This window comes from Amycolatopsis sp. NPDC003861 (genome assembly GCF_053605405.1).
On record NZ_JBSGJD010000054.1, the window covers coordinates 30,281 to 42,513 of the forward strand.

At 69.9% G+C, this 12,233-nt stretch carries 14 protein-coding genes; 12 read left to right on the forward strand and 2 right to left on the reverse strand.

Going from position 1 to position 12,233, the window contains the following annotated elements; translation table 11 throughout:
- Positions 1 to 24: 24 nt before the first annotated feature.
- The 11 genes from ACWEVN_RS16315 (at position 25) to ACWEVN_RS16365 (ending at position 8,576) form a co-directional block, all read left to right on the forward strand.
- Positions 25 to 1,638: an AAA family ATPase gene (locus ACWEVN_RS16315; protein WP_452051774.1), complete on the forward strand. Its 1,614-nt coding sequence runs from the start codon at positions 25 to 27 to the stop codon at positions 1,636 to 1,638.
- Entirely contained in the window at positions 1,635 to 1,850 is a 216-nt protein-coding gene (locus tag ACWEVN_RS16320) for a DUF2997 domain-containing protein (protein ID WP_176174579.1), read from the forward strand. The genes ACWEVN_RS16315 and ACWEVN_RS16320 overlap by 4 nt, the downstream gene beginning before the upstream one ends.
- Positions 1,838 to 2,413 carry a 4Fe-4S single cluster domain-containing protein gene (locus ACWEVN_RS16325; protein WP_452051775.1) on the forward strand — a complete coding sequence of 192 codons (576 nt, stop codon included), beginning with the start codon at positions 1,838 to 1,840 and terminating at the stop codon, positions 2,411 to 2,413. The genes ACWEVN_RS16320 and ACWEVN_RS16325 overlap by 13 nt, the downstream gene beginning before the upstream one ends.
- Complete coding sequence (locus ACWEVN_RS16330; protein WP_452051776.1) at positions 2,410 to 2,853, forward strand: hypothetical protein; 444 nt, start codon at positions 2,410 to 2,412, stop codon at positions 2,851 to 2,853. Before ACWEVN_RS16325 ends, ACWEVN_RS16330 begins: the two co-directional genes overlap by 4 nt.
- Entirely contained in the window at positions 2,850 to 4,025 is a 1,176-nt protein-coding gene (locus tag ACWEVN_RS16335) for a helix-hairpin-helix domain-containing protein (protein WP_452051777.1), read from the forward strand. Before ACWEVN_RS16330 ends, ACWEVN_RS16335 begins: the two co-directional genes overlap by 4 nt.
- 23 nt (positions 4,026 to 4,048) lie before the next feature.
- Entirely contained in the window at positions 4,049 to 4,762 is a 714-nt protein-coding gene (locus ACWEVN_RS16340; protein ID WP_452051778.1) for an ESX secretion-associated protein EspG, read from the forward strand.
- 46 nt (positions 4,763 to 4,808) lie between these two features.
- A complete protein-coding gene (locus ACWEVN_RS16345) occupies positions 4,809 to 5,369 on the forward strand; it encodes a DUF3558 family protein (RefSeq protein ID WP_452051779.1) in 561 nt (186 codons plus the stop codon).
- 102 nt (positions 5,370 to 5,471) lie between these two features.
- Positions 5,472 to 5,951: a hypothetical protein gene (locus ACWEVN_RS16350; protein WP_452051780.1), complete on the forward strand. Its 480-nt coding sequence runs from the start codon at positions 5,472 to 5,474 to the stop codon at positions 5,949 to 5,951.
- Between the two features lie 2 nt (positions 5,952 to 5,953).
- Entirely contained in the window at positions 5,954 to 7,399 is a 1,446-nt protein-coding gene (locus tag ACWEVN_RS16355; RefSeq protein WP_452051781.1) for a hypothetical protein, read from the forward strand.
- Between the two features lie 47 nt (positions 7,400 to 7,446).
- Positions 7,447 to 8,202 carry a PhzF family phenazine biosynthesis protein gene (locus tag ACWEVN_RS16360; RefSeq protein WP_452051782.1) on the forward strand — a complete coding sequence of 252 codons (756 nt, stop codon included), beginning with the start codon at positions 7,447 to 7,449 and terminating at the stop codon, positions 8,200 to 8,202.
- Entirely contained in the window at positions 8,202 to 8,576 is a 375-nt protein-coding gene (locus tag ACWEVN_RS16365; RefSeq protein WP_310968715.1) for a YccF domain-containing protein, read from the forward strand. The genes ACWEVN_RS16360 and ACWEVN_RS16365 overlap by 1 nt, the downstream gene beginning before the upstream one ends.
- Here ACWEVN_RS16365 and ACWEVN_RS16370 read toward each other — a convergent pair.
- Complete coding sequence (locus ACWEVN_RS16370) at positions 8,573 to 9,373, reverse strand: metallophosphoesterase family protein (protein ID WP_449685333.1); 801 nt, start codon at positions 9,371 to 9,373, stop codon at positions 8,573 to 8,575. The two genes, ACWEVN_RS16365 and ACWEVN_RS16370, sit on opposite strands and share 4 nt — an antisense overlap.
- A gap of 37 nt (positions 9,374 to 9,410) precedes the next feature.
- Complete coding sequence (locus ACWEVN_RS16375) at positions 9,411 to 10,205, reverse strand: HAD-IIA family hydrolase (RefSeq protein WP_452051783.1); 795 nt, start codon at positions 10,203 to 10,205, stop codon at positions 9,411 to 9,413.
- Positions 10,206 to 10,395: 190 nt separating this feature from the next.
- Here ACWEVN_RS16375 and ACWEVN_RS16380 point away from each other — a divergent pair, with 190 nt between their 5' ends.
- Positions 10,396 to 12,171 carry a multicopper oxidase family protein gene (locus ACWEVN_RS16380; protein ID WP_452051784.1) on the forward strand — a complete coding sequence of 592 codons (1,776 nt, stop codon included), beginning with the start codon at positions 10,396 to 10,398 and terminating at the stop codon, positions 12,169 to 12,171.
- Positions 12,172 to 12,233: the final 62 nt, after the last annotated feature.

Consider the following 12,233-nt stretch of genomic DNA (forward strand, 5'->3'; position numbering starts at 1 on the left):
GAACGGAATTCGAGGGGGCGATCGATGGCCGGGTTCCGCGACGAATTGACCCAGCTGCTGCAGGCGCGCTACCCGCTGCTCGTCGTCGAGACGCACGAAGAGCAGCGGGTGCTGCGGGAGATCCGCGCGGTCGCGGAAGACGCCCACCGGCTGCGGACCCCGCGGCGCGTCTACGTCTGGTCGTCCACCACCGGGCTGGCCCCCGCGGGCGGCCCGCCGATCAGCGAGACGCGCACCGCGGCCGCCGCGCTCGAGCGCGTCTACGGCTGGGGTGAGCCCGCCGTCTTCGTGTTCGCCGACCTGCACCCGTCGCTCGTGTCGGAGGGCGGGCACCGGCCCGATCCCGAGGTCGTGCGGCGGTTGCGGGAACTCGCGGCCGCGTTCAAGACCCGGCCGGTGCCGCTGAGCCTGATCCTCGTGTCGCCGTCGCTGCCCGTACCGCCGGAGCTGGAGCACGACGCGACCGTCGTCGACTTCCCGCTGCCCGACCAGCGCCAGATCGGCGAGCTGCTGGACAGCATGGTCGCCGCGCACCGGCAGAACGTCCGGATCAGCATCGACCGCGACGACCGGGACATGATCGTCGCCGCCGCGCGCGGCCTCACCCTGCCCGAGGCCGAAAACGCGTTCGCCAGGGCCCTGGTCGAAGGCGGCGGGCTGGACCCGAGCGACCTGGAGCTGATCCTCGCCGAGAAGCGCCAGGCCGTGCGGCGGTCCGGGATGCTCGACATCGTGCCGGCGGAAACGAGTTTCGACGCCGTCGGCGGCCTCGACCGGCTCAAGCGCTGGCTGACCAAGCGCACCGGCACGTGGACGCCCGCCGCGTCGGCGTACAACCTCGCGGCGCCGAAGGGCCTGCTGCTCACCGGCGTCCCCGGCTGCGGCAAGAGCCTGTCCGCGGTGTGCGTCGCGAACATGTGGCGGCTGCCGTTGCTGCGCCTGGACCTCGGGCGCGTCTTCGCCGGGCTCGTGGGGTCGAGCGAGAAGAACATCCGCACGGTCATCCGCACCGCGGAAGGGATCGCGCCGTGCGTGCTGTGGGTCGACGAGATCGAGAAGGGCCTCGCCGGCGCGGGCGGCGGGGGTGACGGCGGCACCGCGCGGCGCGTGTTCGGCACGTTCCTGTCCTGGATGCAGGAGAAGTCGGCGCCGGTGTTCGTGATGGCGACGGCGAACCAGGTCGGCTCGCTGCCGCCGGAGTTCCTGCGCAAGGGCCGGTTCGACGAGATCTTCTTCGTCGACCTGCCTTCGGCGCCCGAGCGCGCCGCGATCTGGCGGATCCACCTGCGCAAGCGCGTCACGGATCCGTTCGTGGGCAGCGAACTGGGGCTCGACGACGCGCTGTTCGCCGAGCTCGCCGACGTCAGCGCGGGCTACAGCGGCGCCGAGATCGAGCAGGCCGTGCTGTCCGGGTTGGTCGACGCGTTCGCCGAGAAGCGGCCGCTGCGCCGGGACGACCTCGTGCGGGCGGTGAAGTCGACCGTGCCCCTGTCGGTCACCCAGGCCGACGAGATCCTGGCCATCCGGAACTGGGCGGAGACCAGGGCCGTGGCCGCCACGGACACCGGCGATCCCGAGCCCGTCGCGCCGCCACCGGCGTCACCGGCGTCACCGAGTGGGAGGACGATCGACGTATGACGCACCGCGTGACCGTGACGATCGGCAAGGACGGCTCGATCAGCGCCGAGACCCACGGCGTGACCGGGTCGAAGTGCCTCGACTACATCCCGCTGCTGGAGGACCTGCTCGGCGCGGAGACCGAGACGTCGGAGTTCACCGAGGACTACCGGCGCACGTCCGCTTCGGTGGAAGACACCGCTTCGCAGCAGCAGTCGCAATGGAACTCCTGAACCTGCACCGGATCGTCGACGTCACACTCGCCGAGGGCCCGGGGGCGCGGTGTGCCGTGTGGACGCAGGGGTGTTCGGTGCGCTGCCCGGGGTGTTTCAACCCGCAGACGTGGACGACCCGCGGCGGGTTTTCCTTGCCGTGGCCGGAGTTGGCCGCCCGGGTGCTGGCTGTCTCGGGGATCGAAGGCGTCACGCTGCTCGGCGGTGAACCGTTCGACCAGGCCGAGCCGCTGGGTCACTTCGCCGCGGCGGTCCGGGCCGAGGGGTTGTCGGTGATGACGTTCACCGGGCACGTCCTGGAGGACCTGCCGCCGTCGCTGCTGCTGGGCTCGACGGATCTGCTGGTGGACGGGCCGTTCCTGGCGGACCGGCCGGAGCCGTCCCGGCCGTGGGCGGGCTCGGCGAACCAGCGGTTCCACTTCCTGACCGACCGCTACGACGAGTCGATCTTCAGCACTCCGAACCGCTTGGAACTGACGATCGCCCCGGACGGCGCGATCGAGCTGAACGGGTTCGCCACCACCGAAGTACTCGAAGCGCTGCTCGAAGGGGAACGCCGATGAGTGTCACGCTCAAGCTGCGCAGTGAGGCACTGGCCCAGCTCGACGCCGCCACGATCGCCGCGCACGCGCAGGCGCGGCCGGGGGTCGTCACCGTGCGGACCCGGATGCGGCACCGCGATCTGCTGGCGCGCGCTTTGGCCGGGCTGCGAGCCCAGGTGACCGACGACGGCACGTCCGTCGTCGCCGCCTGGGAAGGGCGGCGGATCACGTTCGGCTACGGCCCCGAAGGCGTCCAGGTGGCGCACGTCGACGGGCCTGGCCTGGTGCCTGAGGAAGCGTCGCGGCTGGTGTTGTCGGTCGACGAGGCGTACGCGGCCGAAGTGCAGCGGGCGGTCCTGGCCCGGCTGAAGGAGCGGGCGGGGCAGGCGGGGATGCGCGTCGAGTCCGAGCGGGTCAACGCCGACCAGTCGATCAGCGTCACGCTGGCCGCCACGTCGTGACCGAGACCAGGGTCGGGCTGATCGAGTTCGGCAGGGCGATCCACGACTCGGTCACCGTCCCCGGTCTCGGCGAGCTGCCCGGCGGCCAGGTGAGCACGGGGCGCGCGGTCCGCGGCGCCCGCGCGCGGCTGGTGCGCGCCGACCGGGTGCTGGAGGACAACCTGCGCCTGGGGATCATGGTGCGGAAGAAGTTCTTCTCCAGCGAAGTCGAGCCGGTGACGGACGCCGGGTTCCTGAAGGACGTGTTCGTCGCCGTCGGGCGGCGGGACCTCGGCAACGGCGACGCGCTGGAGCTGTACACGGACGACGTCGTCGGGCCGGACCTGAGCCACCCGGAGGGCGTGGCGACGGTGGTGGCGCCGGCTTTCGAGCCGCTGACGGGGTTCCACGCGCAGGTGGCCGTCCGGGAGGGCGTCCTGCGGTTCGGTGCGTTGTGTGCTTCGTCGCGCGGCGGCCAGCCGATGCGGGTGCTCGGGCTGTTCGGGCCGGCGGGGCCGCTCGAGGAGCTGCGGCCGGGCCGGCCGGCGACGGTGTTGCTGGGCTTCCAGTGCGACGTACCACCGTTGGCCGGCGACACGCTGACGGCGTTCCCGGCCGGTGACGCCGGGGAGCAGCGAGCGGGGACGGCGGTGGTGCACGGCGTGACCGAACTCGGCACCGGCGCACTGGTGGCGGCGGTCGAGGTGCCGGAGGGGCGGAGCGCGGCGTTCACGGTGGGGGTCGGCGTCCGGGTGCTGCGCCCGATCGGGACGACGTTCAACGAGCGGCACACGGTCATCGCTTCGGGGCTGCCGGTGCTTTCGCTGGCACGGGACGGGATCGCGGTTCCGTCGTCGGCGGGGTCGCGGGTGTTCACGGTGGGGCTGGGAACGCGGGACCTGCGGCAGAACGACGTCCTCGAGGCGTATGAGCTGCCGTTGGCGCCTCCTCCGGCTCCGTTGGTGGATGTGAACGTGGCCGCGGAGCCGGAGCTGGCGGGCCTGCCGGGCTTGACTCCGGAGCGCGTGGCTTCGGCGCTGGAGCTGCGCCGGCGGCAGGGCGGCTTCCCGACCGTGGAGGCGTTCGGAGTGGCGATCGGCTTGCAGCCACACGAAATCGTCCGCCTCCGCGGACGGGCGACGGCCGGCCGGGTGACGTTCCGCGAGACGGGCGTTCGTCAGCTCGACATCTGAGGAGTTCCGCTACGCTCGCGGACGTGCCGGAGGAATTCTCGCTGGGCTTGACGGAGGTCGCCGCCGCGATCCGGCGCACGGGCCTCCCGGCGAACTGGCACCCGTTCGAGATCCGCAGCCCGGGCCACACGCTGGAGGAGAACGAGCGCATCCTGGCCGCGGCGTGGGACGCGATGAGGGAGCGCGGCCTGGCGGGCGCGGAGAAGCTGGACATCGAGGTCGAGCAGACCCTCCGGGCGTGGACCCAGCCGGAGGTCCTGATCATCGTCCGCGCGGCCGAGGTGGCAGACGCCCGCCAGGTGTTCTACCGAGCGACGATCGGCCACGGCCTGGGGGTGTACTCGGAGTTGGTGCCGGACGGGATCACCTTCGTCCAGATCCGCCCCGACCACCTGGTCGACGCCCTGATCGGCATCCTCCCTCGGTACGAGCCGCTGCCGGTGGCCCCGGTGACGTCGACGCTGGGCCCGAACCGGCCACCGGACACCGAAGCGTTGCGCGACTACACACAGTGGGCACCGCACCGCCACGGCACGTTCGAGCTGTCGACCCGAATGGGCCAGGGCAACCTCCGCCCGGCGGGCACGGTGACATTCGTGGACACCGACGGCGGCCGGTACTTGACGTTTACGGAGCCGTTGTCCGGTGGCGAGTCCCGCCTCAGGTTCGTCCCATCGGACGGGGGACACCTGAGAGGGTGGTTGCACGAGCGCATCGCGGAGACGACCCACCGGTGACGTGCATCCTCGCCCCGGTGCGTGATCTACCCGTAGTGTTCAGGTCGTGACCCGAGCAGTTCGCCTTCGCGCCACCGTCCTCGCCTTGGCCGCATCGGCGCTCGCGCTGACCGCCTGCGACAGCAAGGTGGGAGGCACGCCGCAAGCCGCGGACACGCCTTCGAGCAGCCCATCGGCAACCCAACCGAGCGGCGGCAATGGTGACAACCCGTTCGCCGAGATGGATCCGTGCAAGCTCCTCGACCAAGTGTTGGCTGGCCAGGGCTACGCAGCCGCGAAGCGCAGCGATGCAGACGCCGCGCACAACTGCGACGCGAAGAAGACCGACTACGGCGTCATCGGTCTCGCGCTCCAGCCCGGGCAGTCGATCAACGACATCGTCACCGCTCCGGGTAAAGCCGTTACCGGAGATGTCAACGGGCGCCCCGCAGTACAGGAGCGTGACGCCCTCGGCGGCACCGGCTCCTGTGACGTTTCGATGGAGGTGAAGCCGAAGTCGCGGGCGACGGTCCTGGTCACCCTCCAGACGGCAGGCACCGACGAGGCGTGCCAGGTCGCCAACGATGTTTCGACCAAGGTCGAACCTCTTCTTCCCGCGAACGGCTGAGACCTTCCCCCGACGGGTTGCCGGCGTCACGGATCTGCTGACATGGCCGACCGTCACTACTACAGTTGACTTGGGTACGCACGGTGTCGAGAGGGGTGGACGATGACGACGGGTGCACACTTCGGCAGCGAGCCGCCGCCTGCCGCCGGTGACGCCGGCGCTCACTTCCTGTCAGGCCTGCTCGACGTCCCCGTCGACGAGGAAGGTGCGAAGCGGCTCAACGCCGGTGCCCAGCAATTCAAGTCGCTGGCCGAAGGCGGCGGATTCGGGATCAACCAGGCGGGTTTCGACGCCTACACCAAGGTGTGCGACCGGTTCATCCACGAATTCGACGAGATCTTCCACGATGTGAAGCTCCTCGCGCGCGCTCCGGGTATGGGCTCCAGTAGCTACGCAAAGGACATAGCCGACTTCAACGCCAAAGTGGCTGCCGACGGTGACCAGTCGCTGATTCCGAACCTCGAGTTGCTGAAGCAGGGGTTCATCCAGGTCCGCGAAGCACTCGAGATCGCCCGCAAGAACTACCGCGAAACCGAAGACGCGCACAGCGAAACCTTCGCCAAGCTTCGCGGGAGCGAGTGACCATGGCTCGCGAGCACGCCGAACATCGCCAGTACGAAGGCGACTTCTACGCGCAGACACAACAGAAGCTGCAGCAGAACGTGCACCACTACGGCGCCGAGGACCAGGGGGACGCCCGCGCCGGTGTGACGCCGCAAACCGAGAACCAGGCGGCGCAGTACTCGGTTGAGCAAGGCAAACAGCTGCTCCACAACCAGGCCACCCGCGGCGATGCGCCCGCACCGGGGCAGAACTACGCCTCCAGCACGCATGAAGAGCTGTACGGCATGGTCCACGACAACATGCGGCCGCAGGACCTCGATGACCGGGGCCGGGTGGCCAACAAGCTCGGCAACTGGCTGGCCGATGTCTCCAACGCGGCGAACGACGCCGTCAACTCGAGCGAGATCCAGTGGCAGGGCGCAGGGGCCGCCCAGGCGCACAGCTTCTTCCAGAACACCGCCACCTACACCGGTGACACCGCGAACGCCGCCCAGCTCAGTTCCAACCGGTATTCGCAGCAGGCGGCCGCTGCCGACTACGCGCAGAAGAACATGCCCGAACCCACCGGGTTCAACCAGCAGACCGAAATCGACAAAGCCACCAAGCAGTACCTGGCCGGTGACGTCACCGGGGCGACGCAGACCATGAACAACGTCGCCGCCAAGCAGCAGCAGGCCGATGCCGCTCATCAGCAAGCCGTTCAAGTCCTGCAGGGCCTTGACTCCACCTACCACGAGACCGCCAGTACCCAGCCGACCTACACCCCGCCTCCTCAGCTCGGGCAAGGGGACTCCACCTCGGTCAGCGGGTTCCACGGCACCGGCAGCACCGGCTTCACCGGCACCCCCACCATCGGCGGCGGGACCGGCGGGACCACCGGCACCTTCGTCCCCGGCGGACCGGCCGGCACAGGCGGGGCAGGAGTCCCAGGAGGGCCGGGCGGCCCGGCACCCACCACGCCGCCCACCTACGTCCCCCCGGGGACCAGCAGCGGCACCGGCACCTTCAGCGGCAACACCAACTTCCGTGCCGCCCCCGCGGCCGGCACCTTCGGCCGGGTGACGCCCGATGGGCTCGCCCTGCCCGGGACCACCGCCGGTGGTGGCTCGACGACCAGCGGGGACACCGTCCGCGGTAAGAGCACCGGGCGGGCCGGCTCCGGGTTCGCCGGGTCGCGCGTGTCCGGGAGTGCCGGCAGCCCCGGCAGCTCAGACAGTGCCAAAGAAGGTGCCAAAACCGGCAGCAAGACCGGCGAACGGCTCGAGCGCGGGGCGACCGCGGCCGCCGCGGCCAAGGGCAAAGGCGGCACCGGGGCCGCCGCTCCGGGGGCGGCCGGGAAAAAGAAGGAAGACGACAAAGAACACAAGAACAAGTACGCCGTCGACGACGAGGTCTTCGACCTCAAGCCGGAGCGCGGGCCCGATGGCGAAAAGGTCGTGAAGCCGACCATCGGGGAGACCACCTAAGGGACAGACCCGAGGGAAACCCGAAATAGCCCGGCTACATTGGTGACATGCGCTTCTTCATCGTCGACGCCTTCACCGATCGCGCCTTCTCCGGCAACTCCGCCGGGGTCGTCCTGCTGGACGAGCCCGCCGATCCCGCCTGGATGCAGGCCGTCGCCGCCGAGATGAAGCACGCCGAGACCGCCTTTGTCGTCACCGGAAAGCACAACGCCAAGTCGCTCCGGTGGTTCACCCCCGCCGTCGAAGTGGCCCTCTGCGGGCACGCCACCCTCGCCGTCACGCACGTTCTCGGCGGGGAACAGACGTACATCACCAAAAGCGGTGAGCTGCGCGCCAAAGCCGAAAACGGCTGGGTCGAGCTGGACTTCCCCTCCGACCCGCCGCACCCCACCGCCGACGACCTGTCCGCAATCCTGCCCGGCATCGAGATCCAGTACACCGGCCGCGGCGTCGAGAACCTCTTCGCCGTCGTGAAAGACGCCGAGACGGTCCGCGCCCTCGAACCCGACCTCGGCAAGCTCAAGGACACCTGGACCGGACGGCTCCTGGTGACCGCACAAGGCGACGAAACGGACTACGTGAGCCGCTTCTTCGCCCCCGGCGTCGGCATCGACGAAGACCCCGTCACCGGCTCCGCGCACTGCATCCTCTCGCCCTACTGGTCCGAGCGGCTCGGCAGCAAAGAACTCACCGGTGAGCAGGCATCGAGCCGCGGCGGCATCGTGAGAACCCGCCAGGACGGCGACCGCGTCCACCTCGCCGGCCAGGCCGTCACCGTCCTGAGCGGGGAGCTGCACGTCTGATGCGCACGCTGCTGAACATCATCTGGCTCGTCCTGTGCGGCTTCTGGATGGCCGTCGGCTACCTGATCGCCGGCGTCATCTGCTGCATCCTGATCGTCACCATCCCGTTCGGGCTGGCGTCGTTCCGGATCGCGCGCTACGCCTTCTGGCCGTTCGGCCGCACGATCGTCGACCGGCGGGACGCCGGCGCCGCCTCGTGCGTCGGGAACGTCGTCTGGTTCGTCTTCGCCGGGTGGTGGCTGGCGCTCGGGCACGTCTTCACCGGCATCGCGCTCTGCATCACGATCGTCGGCATCCCGCTCGGCATCGCGAACTTCAAGCTGATCCCGGTGTCGCTCGTGCCGCTCGGCAAGGAGATCGTCGAGATCGCCTAGGACTCCGGCGAGAACGGCAGCTCGACCACCAGGCACGGCCCGCCGACGAACAGGCCGCCGTCGACGCCCAGCGCCTTGCCGCCCGCGTACAGGAACGGGCCCTCGATCTGGGTCGGGTGGATGCCCAGCTGGTCGGCGATGACGCTGTGCCCGTGCACGATCCGCGTGCCGCCGAGGGCGTCCATCAGCTTCTGGGCGTTTTCCTCGCCGTCCGGGCCGCGGAAGGCGTAGCGCGTCGTCATCCGGCGCCAGACGTCCCACCAGGCCTCGATGTCGCTGCCCTCGAGGATGTCGCGAGCGGCCTCGTTGATCTCGTCGATCGACGAGCCCCAGTCGAGGTACTCCAGCGTGTCCGAGTGCAGCAGCAGGTGGTCGGCGGCGACGGCGGCCAGCGGGCGCGCGGTCAGCCACTCGATGTGCTCGGGGGTCAGCCGGTCCTGGTCCGACAGCAGGCCGCCGTTGATCTCCCAGCTGCGGGCGAAGCTGCGCGGGCCGAAGTCCGACGGCACCGGCTCGTCGCCGAAGTGGTACATCCCCAGCGCGAGGATCTCGTGGTTGCCCAGCAGCGTCTGGACCTGGCCGCCGGCCTCGGCCGCCTCCGCTTCGAGCCGCATGACCAGGTCGATCGCGCCGACGCCGTCCGGCCCGCGGTCGACGAAGTCGCCGAGGAACCACAGCTGGGCCTCGCCGCCGGACCAGTGGTCCTCTTCGTCGACCAGGCCTTCGGATCTCAGCGCGTCGGCGAGTTCGTCCCGGTGGCCGTGGACGTCGCCGACGACGTACGTCGACTTGCTCATCCGCTGACGATATGCCCTGTGGCCAGCCGCCTCACGGTCAGCCTTCGCCGAACGGATCCTGAGTTCGCCCGATCAGGTCGGCGATCGATTCGATCACCATGGTCGGCCGGTACGGATAGCGTTCGGCCGACTCCGGGGTGGATATGCCGGTGAGCACCAGGATGGTCTGCAGGCCGGCCTCGATGCCCGAGTGCACGTCGGTGTCCATCCGGTCGCCGATCATCAGGGTCGACTCCGAGTGCGCGCCCAGCCGCCGCAGCGCCGAGCGCATCATCAGCGGGTTCGGCTTGCCGACGTAGTACGGCGAGCGGCCGGTGGCCTTCTCGATCAGCGCCGCGACGGACCCGGTGGCCGGCATCGAGCCCTCCAGGCTTGGGCCGGTCGCGTCGGGGTTGGTCGCGATGAACTTCGCGCCGCCCTCGATCAGCCGGATCGCGCGCGTGATGGCGCTGAAGCTGTACGTGCGGGTCTCGCCCAGCACGACGTAGTCGGGGTCGCGCTCGGTCAGCACGTACCCGACCTCGTGCAGCGCCGTGGTGAGGCCCGCTTCGCCGATGACGTACGCCGAGCCGTTCGGCCGCTGCGACGAGAGGAACTTCGCGGTCGCCAGGGCCGAGGTCCAGATCGACTCCTCGGGGATGTCGAGCCCGGTGCGCTCCAGCCGCGCCCGCAGGTCGCGCGGGGTGTAGATCGAGTTGTTCGTCAGCACCAGGAAGTCGATGCCGTTCGCCTTAAGCTCGGCGAGGAACTCGTCGGCCCCCGGGACGAGGTGCTCCTCCTTCACCAGGACGCCGTCCATGTCGGAGAGGTACGTCCACCGGCGTTCGCTCATGGCGCGAAACCTATCACGCGCGCGAGACACCTGCGTGATACGCCGAAAAGGGCTACAGTTGGAATTACCGGTATCGCGAGGGGAGTCGCATTGCCGGTCACCGAGGGGGTTCGGGGGAATACTTTTCGACGTCGACGGCGTGCGCGCCGCCGCGCAATTCTTCCTGCCCCCGCACCGAAGGGGGAGAATCATGACCGAAATCATCGAGCGCCCGGCGGCGGCCGGGCCGATCACCGAGCCGAACTGGGGACTCACCAAGTTCCTCGACCCACTCCGCATTCCACCCGTGTTCCGGCCACGCGGCCGGGAAACGATCACCATTCCGATGGTGACCAAGCGGCAGCGGCTGCACTCGGAATTGCCCGAAAGTACGTTGTGGACGTACGCGGGACATTTCCCGGGTCCGACGATCGAAGTGCGCAGCGGCCGGCAGCTGCGGATTTCGTGGTCGAACGAAATCGACGGCGCGTTCCCGCTCGTCGCCGTTCAGGGCCCGTTGGCGAGCGCGCCGACCAGCCGTCCGGGCCGCGAACTGGACAAGGAGGGCTATTCGATCGTCGAGGGCGTCGCCGACCTGCCCGCGTGGACGGTCGTCCACCTCCACGGCGCGCGCACCAACGCCGGCAACGACGGCTGGGCGCACAACGCCGGCCTCGAAGGGACGTCCCAGCTGGCCGAGTACCAGAACCGCCAGCCGGCGATGCCGCTCTGGTACCACGACCACGCCATGGCGATCACGCGCTTCAACGTCCACACGGGCCTGGCCGGGCTGTACCTCATCCGCGACGACGAGGAGGACGAGCTCGGCCTCCCGCACGGCGACCGCGAGATCCCGCTGATCCTCACCGACCGGAACCTCGACACCGACCCGGCGACCGGCGCGCTCACCGGGCAGCTACTCTACAAGTTCCCGGTTATCCCCGGCGGCCCGGCGATCCCGTTCTCGGGCCCGTTCAACCTGGTCAACGGCGTGATCTGGCCGCACCTGGACGTCGACCCGCGGTGGTACCGCTTCCGGCTGCTCAACGCGGCCAACTCGCGGTTCTACACGCTGAACCTGGTCGACGAGAACAACAACCCGGTGAACGACTCCGTCCGCCTGATCGGCACCGACGGCGGCCTGCTGCCCGCTCCCGCGCCGCTGCCGGCCGGCGGCCTGACCGTCGCCCCGGCCGAGCGCTTCGACGTCCTCATCGACTTCAGCCGCTTCCCGGGGCGGAAGCTCAAGCTGCGCAACGCCGACCCGCGGCTGGGCGGCGTCGAGCCGGACCTGATGGAGTTCCGGGTCGACGGCCGGCCCCGGCACGACCCGTTCACGCTGCCGGAGAAGATCTCGACGTCGTACGTCCGGCTGCAGCACGGCACGACGCTGCCGGAGGACCACGACCACGTCTGGGTCGCGCTGCTGCTCAACCAGGAGGGCCACCCGGAGATGTGGGACCTCGAGCAGGTCGAGGCGGACCCGGGCGGTGAGGGGATCATCCAGCTCCAGGACCCGAACGGCGGCTTGAAGACGTTCCGGATGGTCGGCCGGATCTTCGACGACACCACCGGCGTCTTCATCGACCACGACCGGTGGGCGGTGTGGAACATCCTGCACGTCGCGAACGGCGGGCCGGCCCACCCGATCCACATCCACCTGACGGAGTTCCAGGCGCTGTTCCGGCGGCGCTTCACGACGACGTTCGACCAGGCCGGCGAGCGGACGACGGCGCCGATCGACGGCTTCACCGACGTCCCGCTGGAGAAGTACGAGGAGGGCTGGAAGGACACGATCATCGTGAACCCCGGCCAGTGGGTGAGCGTCGCCGGGCAGTTCGGCGGTGGCACCGGCGAGTTCATGTACCACTGCCACATCCTCGACCACGAGGACGAGGGCATGATGCGGCCGTTCGTCGTGCACCCGCCGGCGGTGGCCAAGTTCCACGTCCACCCGGGCGGCGGCCACCACCACGACGCCGCCTGACCCGCGCCTCATGCGCCCCAATGTGGCGTTCGGTGCATCTGACGCACCCAATGTGGCGTTCG

Excerpts from the sequence above, each read along its gene's own strand:
- ACWEVN_RS16315 (WP_452051774.1), top strand. The coding sequence starts at position 25 with ATGGCCGGGTTCCGCGACGAATTGACCCAGCTGCTGCAGGCGCGCTAC.
- ACWEVN_RS16320 (WP_176174579.1), top strand. The coding sequence starts at position 1,635 with ATGACGCACCGCGTGACCGTGACGATCGGCAAGGACGGCTCGATCAGC.
- ACWEVN_RS16325 (WP_452051775.1), top strand. The coding sequence starts at position 1,838 with ATGGAACTCCTGAACCTGCACCGGATCGTCGACGTCACACTCGCCGAG.
- ACWEVN_RS16330 (WP_452051776.1), top strand. The coding sequence starts at position 2,410 with ATGAGTGTCACGCTCAAGCTGCGCAGTGAGGCACTGGCCCAGCTCGAC.
- ACWEVN_RS16350 (WP_452051780.1), top strand. The coding sequence starts at position 5,472 with ATGACGACGGGTGCACACTTCGGCAGCGAGCCGCCGCCTGCCGCCGGT.
- ACWEVN_RS16355 (WP_452051781.1), top strand. The coding sequence starts at position 5,954 with ATGGCTCGCGAGCACGCCGAACATCGCCAGTACGAAGGCGACTTCTAC.
- ACWEVN_RS16360 (WP_452051782.1), top strand. The coding sequence starts at position 7,447 with ATGCGCTTCTTCATCGTCGACGCCTTCACCGATCGCGCCTTCTCCGGC.
- ACWEVN_RS16365 (WP_310968715.1), top strand. The coding sequence starts at position 8,202 with ATGCGCACGCTGCTGAACATCATCTGGCTCGTCCTGTGCGGCTTCTGG.
- ACWEVN_RS16370 (WP_449685333.1), bottom strand. The coding sequence starts at position 9,373 with ATGAGCAAGTCGACGTACGTCGTCGGCGACGTCCACGGCCACCGGGAC.
- ACWEVN_RS16375 (WP_452051783.1), bottom strand. The coding sequence starts at position 10,205 with ATGAGCGAACGCCGGTGGACGTACCTCTCCGACATGGACGGCGTCCTG.
- ACWEVN_RS16380 (WP_452051784.1), top strand. The coding sequence starts at position 10,396 with ATGACCGAAATCATCGAGCGCCCGGCGGCGGCCGGGCCGATCACCGAG.